At 64.1% G+C, this 16532-nt stretch carries 13 protein-coding genes and 1 pseudogene; 11 read left to right on the top strand and 3 right to left on the bottom strand.

Translation table 11 applies throughout. The features are described 5' to 3' along the window. The first annotated feature begins 11 nt into the window (after positions 1-11). Together QCL51_RS17275 and QCL51_RS17270 are read left to right on the top strand one after the other, a co-directional pair. On the top strand, positions 12-1178 hold the full coding sequence (locus tag QCL51_RS17275; protein ID WP_021784048.1) for an acyl-CoA dehydrogenase family protein: 1167 nt from the start codon (positions 12-14) through the stop codon (positions 1176-1178). 104 nt (positions 1179-1282) lie between these two features. Next, the gene (locus tag QCL51_RS17270) at positions 1283-2536 is read left to right on the top strand and encodes an MFS transporter (RefSeq protein WP_021784047.1); all 1254 of its coding nucleotides are present in this window, start codon (positions 1283-1285) and stop codon (positions 2534-2536) included. 12 nt (positions 2537-2548) lie between these two features. Here QCL51_RS17270 and QCL51_RS17265 read toward each other — a convergent pair whose 3' ends face one another. Continuing rightward, a complete protein-coding gene (locus QCL51_RS17265) occupies positions 2549-3493 on the bottom strand; it encodes a LysR family transcriptional regulator (protein WP_021784046.1) in 945 nt (314 codons plus the stop codon). A 214-nt stretch (positions 3494-3707) separates the two neighbouring features. On the opposite strand from QCL51_RS17265, the gene QCL51_RS17260 reads away from it, so the two are divergent. Genes QCL51_RS17260 through QCL51_RS17245 form a run of 4 tightly spaced genes read left to right on the top strand, consistent with a single transcriptional unit; the run spans position 3708 to position 7566 of the window. Next, a complete protein-coding gene (locus tag QCL51_RS17260) occupies positions 3708-5561 on the top strand; it encodes a DUF1302 domain-containing protein (protein ID WP_021784045.1) in 1854 nt (617 codons plus the stop codon). A 22-nt stretch (positions 5562-5583) separates the two neighbouring features. Continuing rightward, positions 5584-6894 (top strand): DUF1329 domain-containing protein, encoded by a 1311-nt coding sequence (locus QCL51_RS17255; protein WP_021784044.1) that lies wholly within the window; start codon positions 5584-5586, stop codon positions 6892-6894. After that, positions 6894-7280 (top strand): DUF202 domain-containing protein, encoded by a 387-nt coding sequence (locus QCL51_RS17250; RefSeq protein WP_021784043.1) that lies wholly within the window; start codon positions 6894-6896, stop codon positions 7278-7280. The genes QCL51_RS17255 and QCL51_RS17250 overlap by 1 nt, the downstream gene beginning before the upstream one ends. Then, entirely contained in the window at positions 7273-7566 is a 294-nt protein-coding gene (locus QCL51_RS17245; protein WP_021784042.1) for a DUF202 domain-containing protein, read from the top strand. Before QCL51_RS17250 ends, QCL51_RS17245 begins: the two co-directional genes overlap by 8 nt. A 28-nt stretch (positions 7567-7594) precedes the next feature. Here the strand turns inward: QCL51_RS17245 and QCL51_RS17240 are convergent, their stop codons facing one another. Together QCL51_RS17240 and QCL51_RS17235 are read right to left on the bottom strand one after the other, a co-directional pair. Beyond that, positions 7595-9556 carry an alkyl sulfatase dimerization domain-containing protein gene (locus tag QCL51_RS17240; protein ID WP_021784041.1) on the bottom strand — a complete coding sequence of 654 codons (1962 nt, stop codon included), beginning with the start codon at positions 9554-9556 and terminating at the stop codon, positions 7595-7597. A 101-nt stretch (positions 9557-9657) separates the two neighbouring features. Continuing rightward, entirely contained in the window at positions 9658-10581 is a 924-nt protein-coding gene (locus QCL51_RS17235; RefSeq protein WP_021784040.1) for a LysR family transcriptional regulator, read from the bottom strand. 84 nt (positions 10582-10665) lie between these two features. Between QCL51_RS17235 and QCL51_RS17230 the strand changes: the two genes are divergently transcribed. From QCL51_RS17230 to QCL51_RS17210, 5 genes and pseudogenes are all read left to right on the top strand, one after another. After that, positions 10666-11904, top strand: coding sequence for a 3-hydroxyacyl-CoA dehydrogenase (locus tag QCL51_RS17230; protein WP_021784039.1), 1239 nt, complete (start codon positions 10666-10668; stop codon positions 11902-11904). Further along, positions 11901-13676, top strand: coding sequence for an acyl-CoA dehydrogenase C-terminal domain-containing protein (locus QCL51_RS17225; protein WP_021784038.1), 1776 nt, complete (start codon positions 11901-11903; stop codon positions 13674-13676). Before QCL51_RS17230 ends, QCL51_RS17225 begins: the two co-directional genes overlap by 4 nt. A gap of 33 nt (positions 13677-13709) precedes the next feature. Beyond that, positions 13710-14873: an iron-containing alcohol dehydrogenase gene (locus QCL51_RS17220; RefSeq protein WP_021784037.1), complete on the top strand. Its 1164-nt coding sequence runs from the start codon at positions 13710-13712 to the stop codon at positions 14871-14873. Continuing rightward, positions 14873-15325, top strand: a complete 453-nt coding sequence (locus tag QCL51_RS17215; protein WP_021784036.1) for a thioesterase family protein — start codon at positions 14873-14875, stop codon at positions 15323-15325. The genes QCL51_RS17220 and QCL51_RS17215 overlap by 1 nt, the downstream gene beginning before the upstream one ends. Beyond that, positions 15322-16506: pseudogene (locus tag QCL51_RS17210) on the top strand (acetyl-CoA C-acyltransferase). The gene QCL51_RS17215 and the pseudogene QCL51_RS17210 overlap by 4 nt, the downstream one beginning before the upstream one ends. Positions 16507-16532: the final 26 nt, after the last annotated feature.

Here is a 16532-nt window from a genome sequence, read left to right as displayed (position 1 = left end):
GAGGAACGACCATGTATCAGCCAAGCGAAAAGGCCCAGCAGATCATCGAGGCCATCAGTGGCTTCGTTCGCAACGAAATCCTGCCCCTGGAACAGCAAGCCGGTCTCAGCTGGGCAGAGCCGCACCCGCGGGCGGTGCTGCAGCAGGTATGGCAGCGCTCGTGCGAGCAGGGCTTCTACAACATCATGCTGCCCGAGGCGATAGGTGGCGCCGGGTTGAGCGTTTCAGACCTGTGTGCGGTCAAGGAAGCGACGGTGCTCACCGGCTCCATGCTGGCGCCGCATATTCTCGGTGAGCTTTCCGGGCCGCCCCGTATCGGCCATCTGTTCAAGGTGGCGAGCCCGACCCAGATCGAGGCGTTCCTGCAGCCGGTGTGCCGTGCCGAAAAGGCCGTGTGCTTCGCCCTGACTGAAAGCGAGGCCGGCTCTGATGCAACGGCGATCAAGACCTCCGCACGGCGGGAGGGTGAACACTATGTGCTGAACGGCACCAAGCGTTACATTTCAGGTGCGCCCTATGCCGACATCGCCGTGCTGCTTGCGGTGACGGATCCCGGGCGCGGTGCCCAAGGGATTTCGGCGTTCTTCATCGACCTGAGCGCACCGGGGGTAAGGGTTGAGAGCGATTATTCGGTCATGTCCGGCGGTGGTGCGCATGGTGACATCATCCTTGAGGACGTAAGGGTGCCGGCGGCCAACCGCATTGGTGAGCAAGGGCAGGGTTTCAAGCTGGCGATGGGGCGCATCACCCTCAACCGTCTGCTGCATTGCCCCACCTTGCTGGGGCTGGCCGGCCTGGCACTGAACCTCTCGATCGACTATGCCCGCACGCGCAAGCAGTTCGGCCAGCCTATCGCCATGTTCCAGTCGATCAATCACATGATCGCCGACATGGCCACCGAGCTGCATGCTGCACGCAGCATGGTCTACGCCACGGCAGCGGTGAATGACGCCGGCGGCAATATCCGCACCCAGGCCCCGATGTGCAAGCTGTTCGTTTCGGAGACGGCCTTCCGCATCGCCGATCGTGCCGTGCAGATACACGGCGGTGCCGGGCTGCTGCGTGGCAACCCGGTGGAGTGGATATTCCGTGCGACACGTATGATGCGCATCCTCACCGGAACCAGCGAGATCCAGCGCAACACCATCGCCAAGGGCGTGCTCATGCCTGAGCAATGACGCGGTATGCCCGGCCCGTGGCGGCCGGGCTCTCCAGACAAGAACAATAACGAGAGATCATCATGACTCATACTGACACCCCCGCGCGTGCAGGCACGGCCTGGATGATTGCGGTACTGCTGGCGCTGTTGATGCTGGTGAACTTCCTGGACAAGGTGGTCATCGGCCTGGTGGCGGTGCCGATGTCCAGGGAACTGGGCTTGTCCCCTGCCGAGTTCGGCCTGGTAGGGGGCGCACTGCACTGGTTCTTCGCCATCTCGGCGGTGATAGGTGGCTTCATGGCCAATCGCCGGCCAACCCGCACCCTGTTGCTGGGCATGGGCGCGTTCTGGGCGCTTATCCAGTTGCCCATGTTGTTCGTCAGCTCGCTGTGGGCGATCGTCGCCTGCCGGGTGCTGCTGGGTATTGGTGAGGGGCCGGCCTCACCGGTGGCTACACATGCCTTGTACAAGTGGTTCCCCAACGACCGTCGCAACCTTCCCGTCGCGCTGTTGCATACCGGCAGTGCGCTGGGGCTGCTGGTAGCGGGTGCCATGATCCCATGGATCAGTGTGCACTACGGTTGGCGCATGAACTTCATCGTGTTGGCGGTGATCGGCGCGGTGTGGTGTGTGCTGTGGTGGTGGCTGGGCAGCGAGGGCAACCTCGACCGCATTCGCCCGGGCCAGCTTGAAGAAGGGCAGGCCTCTGTTCCCTATCGTCGTCTGCTCGGTGACCGCACGGTACTGGGCAACTACTTGTGCCACTTCGCCGCCAACTGGTCCCTTGCGTTGACCTTGACCTGGGTACCGAGCTACCTGGAAACCGGGCTGGGGATCGACCCGATCATGACCGGCCAGGTGTTCGTTCTGTTCGTGGTGGTTACCACGCCGCTGAGCCTGTTCATGGCTTGGCTGTCGCAGCGAATGATGCGTGCCGGGTTGGCCACACGCTGGTCGCGCGGTGCGTTCGTTTCAGTGTGCCTGATCGCCAGCGGGCTACTGTCGGCGGCCTTGTTTCTGCCCGGTCTGAGCAACGCCGAGCGGATCGTCAGCCTCACTTTCAGCGGCGGGCTGGCGCTGGTGATGTATTCCGTGGGGCCTGCCATGCTGGCGGAGTTCACGCCCAGCGGGCAGCGCGGCGGCATTCTGGCGATCGGCAACGGTATCGCCTCGTTGGCCGGGCTGTCGGCACCGGTGGTCACCGGTTTGCTGGTGCAGGGCGCCGGGGCCGGGCACACGGCAGGGTTTGGCCAGGGTTTTCTGGTGTGCGGCGCGGTGCTGGTGATTGCCGGGCTGATCGGGCTGGCCTGGATGGACCCGCAGAAAACCCGGCAACGTCTGGTGCAGGTGGGCACGGCTGCGCCAGCCCAAGCGTGATGTGCACAGCGCTCAGAGGCTCTGCTCCGCCAGGGCCTCGCGCTCGATCAGGGTGCCTTTCCAGCGCTCGCTGCGCACCGCATCCACCAGCAGTGCGCGCACCAGGTCGCGCATGCAGGCGGCGGCGAACGACAGCGGCTTGTGCTGCGAGTAGGCCAAGGCGATGGTGCGGGTGATGCGTGGTTCCACTATCAGCCGCGCACAGGCAGGCGCGGCCAAATCCAGCAGCGGTGGCCAGTTGCTGATGGTGGCCGCCAGGCCAGCACGGACCAGGCTGGTGATACCGGGGGCCGACTGCTGTTCGTAGCTTGAGTCCAGTGTCACACCGGTCTCCATGGCAGCCTGCTCGATGCGCCTGCGCAAGTGCAGGCTGCGGGGTGGCATTACCAGGCGGCTCGCTGCGGCCTCAGCCAAGGTGATGGGCGACTCGTCAGGGCCGTTCCCAGGTAGGCCGACCCAGTACAGGTCTTCGGAAAACACAGGTTCGGCGACCACATGGGCAAGCTCTTCGGCGTTGGGCACCACGCCGAAATCCACTTTGCCCAGCTCGATCGCCTGGCCACCTTCGCGGCTCAGGCCATCCCATACGGTGAGCTTGATACCAGGGAAGCGTGCCTGGGCCTGGGTAATGATGGCCGGCAACAACAGTGCCGAGGCAGTGGCGGGAATCGAGATGGCCACGTGCCCCTTGGGGTTGCCGCGGCTGGACTTCAGCTCGTCCTTCACCGAATCGAGTTGCTGCACGACCGATCGGGCCACTTCGTACAACTGCCGCCCGGCATCGGTCAATTCGATACCGTCATGCTGGCGCGCCAGCAGTTGCATTTCCAGTTCGCTCTCCAGCAGGCCTATCTGTCGGCTCAAGGCGGGTTGGGCGATGAACGCCTGACGTGCGGCATTGGAAAAACTGCCGGCTTCGACAATGGCAATCAAATAACGCAGCTGTTTCAAAGTCATCGTGATTCTCAGGCTATGCCGAAGTGATATGGCAACCATCGGGAGACGCTATTTGTTCAGCCCCGGTGGCCTACTTAGTATCGGTAAGCAGCAAAACGAGGATAACAGAAACGTTCGAATAATTACCCAAGCCCTTTCCTACAGGCCTTTGCGCGGTATTTCAGCACTAACTCGCAACTCACTCTCGAATAAACACAATAAGAGGTTAAGAGTGATGGCATCTCGTATTTACGGTCGCTCGGGACCGTTGTCGGTACTTGCCTCATCAGTACTTTTTTCTGCGTCTGCCTGTGCCGCTCAGTTTCACTGGGGTGAACTAGAGGGGCAGTTCGACTCGGCGCTTTCCTTTGGTACCAGCATTGCGACTGCCAACCCTGACCCGGCCCTGCACCTCAGCGCCAACAGCGATGACGGCCGCCTGAACTTTGCCTCCGGCGACGTGTTTTCGGCGGTGTTCAAAGGTACCCATGACCTGGAGCTCAAGCACGACAACCTGGGGGTGTTCCTGCGCGGTACCTACTGGTACGACACTGCCCTGCGCGATCACGACCAGCGCTTCAAGCAGGTCGAGGACAACAACCGCAAGCGTTCGGCCAAGACCGCAGGTAGCCAACTGCTCGACGCCTTCGGTTATTACCTGTACGACATCGATGGCCAGCCAGGTTCGGTCAGGCTGGGCAAGCAGGTGGTCAACTGGGGGGAGAGTACCTTCATCCAGGGCGGACTGAACGTCATCAACCCCTTCAACCTGGCGGCCTTGCGCCGCCCCGGCTCGGAAGTGAAGGACGCGCTGGTGCCGGTGAACCTGTTCTACTTCACCCAGAACCTCACCGAAGCGCTGTCGGTCGACGGTTTCTATCAGCTGGATTGGGAACAGACCCAGCTGGACAACTGCGGCACGTTCTTTTCGAACAACGATTTTTTGCCCGATGGGTGTGATGGCCTGGACGTGGGCGCCAAATTACTCGGCAACCCCACAGCCGTGGCCGGGCTTGCGCCGTTTGGTGTAAACCTCACCAGCGAAGGCGTGCGCATACCCCGTGGCAGCGACCAGGATGCCCGCAACAGCGGGCAGTGGGGCGTTTCGCTGCGATGGTACGTGGCGGCGCTGGACACCGAGTTTGGCGCCTACGCGGCGAACTACCACAGCCGCACGCCTTACCTGGGTACGGTCAGCAGCCCGTATTTCGACAACCGCCGTTTTGCCCCGCAGCTGTGCGCCAACCTCGGTATCGGGTCTGCAGGCTGTGCTGCTTTCCTGGGCACCAGTGCAGGCCAGTCGCTGGTCGGCGCGCTACGCCTGGGCAGCTCGCAGTACCGGGTGCAATACCCCGAGGACATTCGCCTGTACGGCCTTTCGTTCTCCACCACCCTGCGCACCGGCACGGCGCTGCAGGGGGAGCTGAGCTACCGACCGAACATGCCCATGCAACTCAACGGCACCGACATCATCCAGTCGTTGTTGAACGTCGATGGCCGCTCGCCATTGCTGGGCGACGGCCTGCGGCCAGACAGCGCCAGTACGCTGTTCGACGGCTACCGCCGCAAGGAGGTGACCCAGTTGCAGGTAACCGCTGTTCACGCTTTCAGCCAGGTGATGGGTGCCAACCAGTTGCTGCTGATAGGCGAGGCGGGCGCCACCTATGTCGGCGGTCTGGAGGGTGCCTATGGCCCCCGTTATGGGCGTTCGGGCACGTTCAACAGTGGCGAACTGGCGGACAACAGTGTGTGCGTGGCCATTTCCAAAACCCCTGAGCATTGCAACGACGAAGGCTTCATGACCCCGTTCTCCTGGGGCTACCGGCTGCGCGCCACCTGGGCCTACCCCAATGTGATTGCCGGTTTCGACCTGCGGCCGAACCTGTCCTGGGCACATGACGTGCACGGCACCGGCCCGGTGGAGGGATCGGCCTTCAGCGAAGGCTCCAGGGCCATCAGCGTGGGGTTGGATGCGACGCTTGCCAGCACCTACAGCCTGAGCGTGTCGTACACCGATTTTATCGACGGCGACTATGGCACTCGCGGCGACCGGGACTTCATCTCGCTTAGCGTGGGCGTCACTTTCTGAGGGCATGACAATGAAAATGCGCATGGTGATGATCGGCCTGTTCTGGGCGAGCGGCGCGCTGGCGGCAGCCGGCCTGCCCGACAACCTGACCCCGGTGGGGGCCGAGCGTGCTGCCAGCCCCGACGGGCGCATCCCCGCCTGGCAAGGTGGGTTGAGTACGGCCCAGCAACGCCTGGGCGACAACGGCACGCCGCTGGACCCGTTTGCCGATGAGCAGCCTCTGTACCGGATCACGGCCGCCAACTACCGGCAGTACCGAAGTCAGCTTACCGACGGCCAGGTGGCCTTGCTCAAACGCTTCCCAGCCAGCCTGAGCTTGCCGGTGTATCCGACCCACCGTAGTGTTGCGGTACCCGACGCAGTCGCGGCATCGGCAGCCCGCAACGCCGAGCAGGCGCAGCTGGATGACCAGGGCAACAGCGTGCGAGGTTTCACGGGTGTCATCGCCTTTCCACGGCCAACCAACGGCCTGGAGGTGATCTGGAACCACCTGACCCGGCATCGCAACATCAGCTACAGCCTGAGCTCCGACAGCGTCACACCGCTGAAGAATGGCCGCTTCGTACTGATGAGTGCGCGTCAGGAAGTGGCCCGGCCCGAAGGTTTGGCCAACCTGGGGGCGGGCAATGTACTTTATTACTTCACCTACCGCATGACGGCGCCCTCGCGGCTTGCCGGCGATGCGATGGTGGTGCATGAGACACTGGACCAGGTCGCCGAACCGCGTTTGTCCTGGGTGTACAGCGCCAGCCAGCGGCGGGTACGACGGGCGCCGAACATCGCCTATGACACCACTGGCCCTGGCACCGCCGGCCTGCGGACCGCCGACAGTCGCGACATGTTCAATGGCGCGCCTGACCGGTATGACTGGAAGCTGCTGGGCAAGCAGACGCTGCACGTGCCCTACAACTGTTACCGCCTGGCATCGCCCGAGCTGCGCTATGCGGACCTGATCAAGCCAGGCCACATCGACCCGGCACCGACCCGCTACGAGCTGCACCGGGTATGGGTCGTGGAGGCGACGTTGAAGCCCGGGGCGCAGCATATCTATGCCAAGCGCCGGTTCTACCTGGATGAAGACACCTGGGCCATTCTCGAAACAGACAGCTACGACGCGCGTGGCGAGCTGTGGCGCACCTCACAGGCCCATGGTTTCTTTCACCCCGGCGGCCAGGTGGCGGTCAACGCCATGGAGATCACCTACGACCTCAAGAGCGGCCGCTACCATGCATCGGGCTTGATCAACGAGCAGCGTCGGCCCTTTGCCTTCAATGTGCGCACCAGCCTTTCGTACTTCTCGCCCGGCGCCCTGCGCAGCTTTGGTGTGCGCTGATGGGCGTGCCTGAACCACGGCCTGACTGGTCGCGGCGGCTGTTGGGCCAGGGTGAAGCGCCTGATCCGCGCTTCACCCTGGCCAACGAACGTACTTTCCTGGCCTGGGTCCGCACCGCGCTGGCGCTGCTGGGTGGCGCGATCGCCATTGAAACCTTCGCCGGCCACGTCCTCGAGACACCCCTGCGGCTGTGGCTGGTCGCAGGCCTGATGCTGTTGAGCGCATTGCTGAGCGCTGGCGCCTGCCTGCGCTGGCTGCGGGTAGAGCGGGCATTGCGTCATCGACGTCCGCTGCCGTTGCCGGCACTGGTGCCCTTGTTGGCGCTGGGCTGTCTGGTCGCGGTACTGCTGGCAGGTCTCGTCCTGTGGCCACGCTGGCATGGGTGATCCGGGCCTGCAGGCAGAACGCACCGAGCTGGCCTGGCGGCGCACTGTGCTGGCGCTGGTGGCGGTGGCGGCGTTGGCCTGTCGTCAAGGCGATGTGTACGTGCTGGCATTGGCGGGCGTGGCCGTGCTGGCGCTGCTATCCCGCCAGCGGCGGCGTTATGAACGAGGCCTGGCGATGTTGCAGGCCGAACGCGGCCAGCCTGCGCCGTGGGCAGTGCTGGCACTGGGTAGCGTGGTGTGGCTGATGGCATTGGCGGGCTTGTGCCGGTTGGCGAAGGGCGGCTGAGCACAGTGCCGGTGCCGCCCGCTGCCGCTCAGGGCGTGACGATATTGAAGCGTGAATCAGCCTCTTCCAGCCCGCCCAGGAATTGCAGGAACTTCACCCGCTCGCCTTTGATGTCGATTGCCCCTGCTGTGGCTTCCTTGAGAAAGCCTGTCTGTTTGAGGGCAATGCGGTCCAGCGTCTGTTTGCGCATGGTGACCTCTACATCGGCCTTGGCGTGGCGCGCCAGGTCGCGGTGGGTAAGGACGCCGTTGCGCAGGGTGAGAGCGTAGTCTTCGTCCAGGTCGGAAAACCGCCAGTTTACGGTCAGGTCGCTATCGGCGGCCTTGTAGGCATTCACCCGAACGCTCAGGTAGTCGAAAAACAGGCTGGGTGTCAGGGCCCGCACCATGTCATCGGTGTTGCCGCCGCTACCCGCACCGGCGGCAACGCCTGAGCGCAATTCCTGCGCGCCACTGAGGTAGGCATTGCGCCAGGTGGCGTTCTCACTCTGGTAACCCAGTTGCTCCAGCGCGTCGGCCTGCAGTTCGCGGGCCTCGGTGTTGTCCGGCTCGGCGAATACCAGGTGGTTGACCAATTGCGCCACCCATCGATAGTCGCCCTTGGCGAAGGCCTGGCGGGCCTGGGTCAGCACCTGATCGGCCCCCCCCATCGCCGCCACGTAACGCTTGCCGGCCGCTTGCGGTGGCAATGGGTCGAGGTTGGCCGGGTTGCCGTCGTAGAACCCCATGTAGCGTTGATAGACGGCCCTGACGTTATGGCTGAGCGAGCCGTAGTAGTCGCGGCTGTACCATTTGCTTGCCAGACGCGGCGGTAGACTGGCCAGGGTCTGGGCAATTTCCATGGGTGTCTGGCCCTGATTGATCAGGCGCAAGGTCTGGCTGTCGATGAAGGCATACATATCGCGCTGGTCGGCCAGGTAGTCGCGGATGGCCGCACCGCCCCAAGTGGGCCAGTGATGCTGGGCGAACACCACCTCGGCCTGCTCGCCGTAGCGCACCAGCGATTGGTCCAGGTAATGGGCCCACACTTTCGGATCGCGCACCAGTGCCCCGCGCAGCGTCAGTACGTTGTGCTGCACATGGGTGGCGTTCTCGGCCATGCACAGTGCCCTGAGCGCCGGGAAATAGATGTTCATTTCCGCCGGCGCCTCGGTGCCCGGGGTCAGCTGGAACTCCACCTCCACGCCGCTCAGGGTCATGCGTTGCAGCGGTTGGCTGATTTCGAGCGTCGGCGCGATGAGGCTGACAGTGGCATTGGCCGGCACGCCCTTGCCCAGTCCGGCATCCACCTGGCCTCGCGGCCCACGGGGCAGGGGCGCGCCGTACATGTACTGGGCGCGGCGTTTCATGGCCGGTCCGGCCAGCACGTTTTCACCGATGGCATGTTCGAAGAACCCCTCGGGCGCGATGACCTGTACTTTGCCAGCCTTGACGTCCGCCTCGTTGATCACCCCGCGCACGCCGCCGAAATGGTCGACGTGCGGGTGGGTGTAGATCACCGTGGTCACCGGCTTGCGCGGGCGGTGCTTGAAGTACAGTTCGAGGCCCGCCTTGGCCGTCTCCACGGCAAGCAGCGGGTCGAGCACAATCAGCCCGTCCGGCCCCTCGACGATGGTCATGTTGGCCAGGTCCAGACCGCGAAGCTGGTAGATGCCCTCGGTGACCTTGAACAGCCCGGCGATGTTGTTCAACTGAGCGACGCGCCACAAGCTCGGGTTTACCGTGGCAGGGGATTGCGCCGGTTCCAGAAAAGCATACTGGGCCAGGTTCCACACGGTCTTGCCATCGGCTGTCGCGACTGGCCCGTCGAACCGCTCGACCAGCCCACGCCTGGCTGTTTCGTAATCGACGCGATCCTCGAAGGATAACCGTTTCAGCCACTGCTGGTTGCTGGCCAGGGTGGCCGCGGTGGCATCCTTGGCCGCTGTTGCGGCCAGGCTCGGAAGGGGGGCCAGCAGGGCAAGCGCCAGCATCGACAGTGAAAAGCGCATGGGATTTCCTTGTTGTTCTTGAGGCAGAACACTCTAGGGGAGGGGCTTGCGCACCAGCCAATACCAGAGCGGCATGGCCGCTATCGCGTTTCCTGATGGCTTCAGGCGGGGGGGAGCGTGAGGATCTGTTCGACCAGCCAGGCCAGGGCGGGGTCGTGCTGACGGTGGCTCAGGTGTACCAGTTCAAGTTCGAAAGGCTCCAGGGCAAAAGGCAGTTCGTGCACCGCCAAAGGCAGCAGATGCGCGAACTGCTGGGCCAGTTGCCGCGGCAGCACCACGCACATTTCGGTGGCTGCGGCCAGATGCGCGGCCTGCAGGTAGTTGGGCGTGGTATAGGCGATTTGCCGGGTCAGGCCTTGCTCGGCCAGCCACTGGTCGACCATGCCTCGGGTCTGGCCGCCGTGCACCCAGATGTGCCGCAAGCCCAGGAACGCATCGAGGTCCAGTGCCTGGCCCAGCGCCAGGTGCGGGTGCTGCTGGCGCAGCGCGATCTGCAGGGTTTCACGGCGCCAGGGGTGGCGGGTGAAGCGCGCTGGCACCTCGTCGAAGCGGCCCAGTACCAGGTCGAGGTCGCCCCGGTCCAGCGCCTCGGCCGGCAGGTTGGGGGCCAGGTGCACCACGTCGATGCGCAAGTTGGGTGCCAGTAGTTGCAACCGCGCCAGGAGCGGCGGCATGCAAAGCTGTTCGACGAAATCGGTGAGGGCGATGCGCAGTTGGCGATGGCTGCGCTGTGGCTCGAAGCCATCGCCGGTGCCCAGTGTCTGCTCGATCTGCTGTAACGCAGCACGTATCGGCCCCTCCAGTGCCAAGGCGCGTGGCGTCGGGCGCATGCGCCGGCCCACGCGGACCAGCAGCGGGTCACCCAGCTGGTCACGCAGGCGCGCCAGGGCATTGCTCACGGTCGGCTGGGTCAGGGCCAGACGCTCGGCGGCGCGGGATACGTTCTGTTCACGCAGCAACATATCGAAGACGCGCAGCAGGTTCAGGTCGAAGTTCGAAATATTCATGCCGAAAATATATGGCATACGAAATGGAAATTTCAAAAATACCTTCGGCCTGCTTAGGGTGATCACAGTCCTCATACCTACAAGAAAGCAGGAGCGTTGCGCGTGAATACTCCCTTCCCGATCAATCAGGTGGCTGTGATAGGTGCAGGCACCATGGGCCGCGGCATCGTCATCAGCCTGGCCAACGCCGGGCTGTCGGTGCTGTGGCTGGACTGCAACGCGGCAGCGCTCGAAGCAGGGCTGGGCATGGTCAGCCAAGCCTGGGCCCAGCAGGTGGACAAGCAGCGCATCACCCAGGCCCAGGCCGAAGCCTGCCTGGCGCGTGTGCAGGTCGTGGACGGCTATCCGGCGTTGGCGGAGGCCGACCTGGTGATTGAAGCGGTGTATGAAAACCTGGCGCTCAAGCAGGAAATCTTCCGTGCACTGGATGCACACCTCAAGCCACGTGCGATCCTGGCCAGCAACACCTCGGCGCTGGACATCGACGCGATTGCCGCCGTCACCCAGCGACCGTCCCAGGTCCTTGGGCTGCATTTCTTCAGCCCCGCGCATGTCATGAAGCTGCTCGAAATCGTGCGTGGGGCGCACACTGATCAGAAGGTACTCGAGGCCGCCAAAGCGCTGGGCGAGCGCATGGGCAAGGTGGCGATAGTGGCAGGCAACTGCCCAGGGTTCATTGGCAATCGCATGTTGCGCAGCTATGTGGGCGAAGCACGCAAGTTGCTGCTTGAAGGGGCTTTGCCACACCAGGTGGATGCGGTACTGCAGCAGTTTGGCTTCGCCATGGGGCCCTTCCGCATGTACGACGTGGTGGGCATCGACCTGGAGTGGCGCGCCCGGCAGCTGGCCGGGCAAGGCATGCACGACCCGCTGGTGCAGGTCGATAACGCGCTGTGCGAACTCGGCCGCCTCGGGCAGAAAACCGCGCAAGGCTATTACCGCTATGCACCCGGCAGCCGACAGGCCGAGCATGACCCGCAGGTCGACGCTCTGGTGCTGCAGGTGTCCCAGAAGCTTGGCTATCGACGCCGGGGTATCAGTGCCGAGGAAATCCTCGAGCGCTGCCTGCTGGCACTGGTCAACGAAGGGGCGAAGGTTCTCCAGGAAGGTATCGCCGCCAGCAGCGCCGACATCGACCGGGTCTGGCTTCACGGCTATGGCTTTCCGGCTGCCACTGGCGGGCCCATGCGCTGGGCTGACGAGCAGGGGGCGCCGTTTATCCTGGCCCGGCTGGAATACCTGCAGGGCGTGCTTGGCGAGCATTGGCGCCCGGCAGGGTTGTTCTATTCGCTGGTGGCCGGTGGCAAGCGTTTCGAACCGCGTGGGGAGGTTCGGGCATGAACTACCAGGCGCCCCTTCGCGACATGCGTTTCGTGCTGCATGAACTGTTCGATCTGGCCGGACATTGCCAGCAGCTAGGTATCGAACTGGACCGCGACACCCTCGACGGTATCCTTGAGGAGGCCGCACGTTTCACAGGCCAAATCATCGCACCGCTCAATCGCAACAGTGACGAACAGGGCTGCAAGTGGGTTGGCGGCGAGGTCACCACCCCGGACGGCATGCGGGAGGCCTATCGGCAATACGTCGAACATGGCTGGGCCAGTATGACCGGGCCGCAGGCCTATGGTGGCCAGGGTTTGCCGCAGATGGCATCGGCCAGCTTCCATGAAATGCTGATGGCGGCATCGTTGTCGTTCCGCATCTACTCCGGCCTGACCGAGGGCGCGGTCCTGGCGTTGCATCGCCATGGCAGCGAGGCACTCAAGCAGGCCTACCTGAGCCGGATGGTCAGTGGCGAGTGGGCCGGTACCATGTGCCTGACCGAGCCGCAGGCCGGCACCGACCTGGCTTTGCTGCGTACCCGCGCCCAGCCGGAAGCGGACGGCAGCTACCGCATTACCGGCAGCAAGATATTCATCAGCGGTGGCGAGCAGGACCTGACCGACAACATCGTTCATCTGGTACTCGCGCGCCTGCCTGATGCGCCGGCCGGTGTCAGGGGCATCAGCCTGTTCCTGGTGCCCAAGCTGCTGCCCGGTGGCGAGCGCAATGCGCTGTGCTGCGGGGCGCTGGAGCACAAGATGGGCATCAAGGGTGCTTCGACCTGCGTGATGAATTTCGACGGTGCCCAAGGCTGGCTGGTGGGGGAGGCCAACCAAGGCCTGGCCTGCATGTTCACCATGATGAACGATGCCCGCTTCCAGGTCGGCCTGCAGGGGCTTGGTATTGCCGAGGCTGCTTTTCAGGGGGGGCTGGCCTATGCCCGGGAGCGTCTGCAGTCGCGCTCGCTTGCCGGGCCGGTGGCAGCGGAAAAGCCTGCCGATCCGATTATCGTCCATCCAGACGTGCGGCGCATGCTGTTGACCCAGAAGACCCTTACCGAGGGTTGTCGCATGCTGGGCATCTACACCGCTCGGCAACTGGACCTGGAGCACGCTGCGAAAAGTGCACCGGCGCGCCAGGCGGCAGCCCGGCGGGCGGCGTTGCTGATCCCTATCGTCAAGGCGTTCTTCACCGACGTCGGTCAGGAGGTCGCCAGCCTTGGGGTGCAGTTGTATGGCGGCCACGGCTACATCCGCGAGTGGGGCATGGAGCAGTTGATGCGCGATAGCCGCATCACCCAGCTTTATGAAGGCACCAACGGCATACAGGCCCTTGACCTGATACGCCGCAAGCTACTGGGGGACGGCGGGGCCGAGCTCAATCTGCTGATCGACGAAATGGTGCTGCACGTCGGGGCTGCCAATGCGCTCGGCGGCCTGCAGACCATGGCGACGTCCGTGGGGCAACGTTTGGAGGAGTGGCGCGCCTTGTCTGCCCATGTGGTCGAGGCCTGTCAACGCGACCCCCAGGAGTCAGGGGCAGTGTCGGTTGATTTTCTTGCCTACTCGGCCTACGTGCTGTTGGCGGCGATGTGGTTGCAAGCGGCTGTGCATGCTCAAGCAACGCTTGCCGCCGGCAGCACGGAAACAGCCTTCTACAGGGCCAAGCTTCACGCTGCGACGTTCTACTGGCGGCGGCTGCTGCCCCGCGCCACCGCTCATCGCGAGGCCCTGCTGGGCGGCGCGGATTGTCTGATGGCGCTACCAGAGAGCGATTTCGCGTTCTAGCGCACGGCAAACCACATTGACAAGGAGAGTGTGATGCAGCCTTTCAGCTTTGCCACCACTGCGCAGATCCTCTGCGAAGCCGGCGCGGTGCAGCGCCTTGCAGGTCTGTGCCGTGAGCGCGGTGCCAAGCGTGTTTTGATCGTCAGTGACCCGGGTATCGCCCGTCTTGGCATGCTTGATGACCTGCTGCCGGGGTTCACGGCAGCCAAGGTCGGCGTGGCGATCTTCAGTGAGGTTACGGCCGACCCTAGCGAAGCATGCGTGCTGGCGGCCGTCCAGCGCGCCCGGCATATTGGTGCCGACCTGGTGGTAGGGTTCGGCGGCGGCAGTTCGATGGATGTGGCCAAGCTGGTTGCACTGCTGGCCCACCGCGACTGTTCACAGCCGATCGCCGAGCTGTATGGCATTGACAAGGCCAAGGGCCGCCGGCTTCCGTTGATCCAGGTGCCCACCACGGCAGGTACCGGTTCGGAGGTGACACCGATCGCCATCGTCACCACCGGTGCTACCACCAAAATGGGCATTGTTTCGCCGCTGCTGTTGCCGGACCTGGCAGTGCTCGACGCCGTCTGTACCCTCGGCCTGCCATCGGCGGTCACTGCTGCTACCGGTATCGACGCCATGGTGCATGCCATCGAAGCCTATACCAGCCGCCTCAAACGTAACCCGCTGTCCAGCCTGCTGGCCCGTGAGGCGCTGCGGCTGCTGGCGGATAACCTTGACCAGGCTGTGCACAACGGCGGCAACCTGCAGGCCCGCCAGGCCATGCTGCTGGGAGCATGCCTGGCCGGCCAGGCCTTTGCCAATGCACCGGTGGCGGCGGTGCATGCCCTGGCCTATCCGCTGGGTGGGCATTTTCATATTCCCCATGGCCTGGCCAACGCGCTGGTGTTGCCGCATGTGCTGCGCTTCAACCTGCCGGTGGCGGCAGTGGACTACGCCGAGCTGGCCGTGCCGCTGCTGGGGGCCCGTTTGCAGCCGGGCGATCAGCGCCAGCAGGCAGAACAATTCGTGGCCGAGCTGGCTGCGCTAAGTAGCCGCTGCGGGTTACCTGACCGCCTGCGCGACGCTGATGTACCGGGTCATCGGCTTGGCCAGCTGGCCGAAGACGCGATGCAACAGCAACGCCTTTTGGTCAATAACCCGCGTGAAGTCACCCAGGCCGATGCGCTGGCCATCTATGAGGCAGCCTACTGATGAACCACCTCCGGCGACGTGAACACTATCGGCACTACACGCCCATAACCACTCGGTGGCACGACAACGATGTCTATGGCCACGTGAACAACGTGGTCTATTACAGCTTTTTCGACAGCGCCGTGAACCGCCTGCTGGTGCAGGAGGGTGGGTTGGATATCGACCAGGGGAGGGTGATCGCGCTGGTGGTCAGCTCCGCCTGCGACTACCAGGCGCCGGTGGCCTTCCCGCATGACATCGAAGTGGGCCTTGCGGTGAGCCGGTTGGGTAACACCTCAGTGCACTATCAGTTGGCGGTGTTCCTCGCCGGCCAGCCACTGGCCTGTGCCACCGGCCGCTTCGTCCATGTATTCGTCGACCGCGAAGGGCGGCGTCCGGTGCCGGTGCCTGACTGCCTGCGGCATGTGTTGAGCGAACTGCAGCCCCTATCCCCTGAGGAACAGCCATCATGAAAGATGCCGTGATCGTCGCCACTGCTCGCACCCCTATCGGCAAAGCCATGCGTGGCGCCTTCAACGACCTGAAAACCCCCAGCATGACGGCTGTCGCTATCCGCGCCGCAGTAGAACGTGCTGGCATCGAACCGGCGCAGGTCGATGACCTGGTGCTGGGGACTGCCATGCAGAGCGGCACTGCCGCGATCAACCCGGGGCGGCTGTCGGCGCTGGCCGCCGGCCTGCCCCAATCGGTCAGCGGTCAGACCGTCGACCGCCAGTGCGCTTCAGGCCTGATGGCCATTGCCACGGCGGCGAAGCAGATAATGGTTGATGGCATGCAGGTGACCATTGGCGCAGGCCAGGAGCAGATCAGCCTGGTGCAGCAGGTGCACAACCAGCTGGCCAGTGAGGCTTACGACCCCGCAGTGCTGCGCCTGAGCGAGCACGCCTACATGCCGATGTTGCAAACGGCCGAACGGGTGGCCCGGCGTTATGGCATAAGCCGCGAAGCGCAGGATGCCTACGCCCTGCAGTCTCAGCAGCGCACGGCAGCGGCGCAGGCGGCAGGGCTGTTCGCCGCTGAAATCGTGCCGGTGATCGCACGCAAGAAGGTGGTGGACAAGCTGACAGGTGTTGTCAGCCATGAAGAGGTGCGCCTGACCTAGGACGAAGGGAACCGACCGGCGACGACCCTGGCCGACCTTCAGGGGCTCAAGCCCGTGGTCGAAGGCGGTTGTGTCACGGCCGGTAATGCCAGTCAGTTGTCCGATGGCGCCAGTGCCTGCGTGCTGATGGACGGTGCGCTGGCGGCGCGCTCGGGTACTGCAGCCCTGGGGCTTTACCGCGGTATCGCTGTAGCTGGCCTTGCCCCCGAGGAAATGGGCATCGGCCCGGTATTGGCGGTGCCCAAGCTACTGCGCCAGCAGGGCCTGACGGTAGACGATATCGGGCTATGGGAGCTGAACGAGGCGTTCGCCTGCCAGGTGCTGTATTGCGCCCAGCAGTTGCAGATCGACCCGGCGAAGCTGAACGTCAATGGCGGCGCCATTGCTATCGGCCACCCCTATGGCATGAGCGGCGCGCGGATGGTCGGCCATGCCTTGCTGGAGGGCAAGCGACGTAAGGTGAAGTACGTGGTCGTGACAATGTGCGTGGGCGGCGGCATGGGCGCAGCAGGCCTGTTCGAAGTGCTTTAGGCCGGTACCCAAGGCCAGCCCATGGC

Origin of the sequence: Pseudomonas sp. LTR0, assembly GCF_036630035.1 — a bacterium.
Lineage (GTDB): Bacteria > Pseudomonadota > Gammaproteobacteria > Pseudomonadales > Pseudomonadaceae > Aquipseudomonas > Aquipseudomonas putida_Y.
The sequence above is the reverse complement of the archived record's forward strand: the minus strand, read 5'-3'. Positions and strand labels throughout refer to the sequence as shown.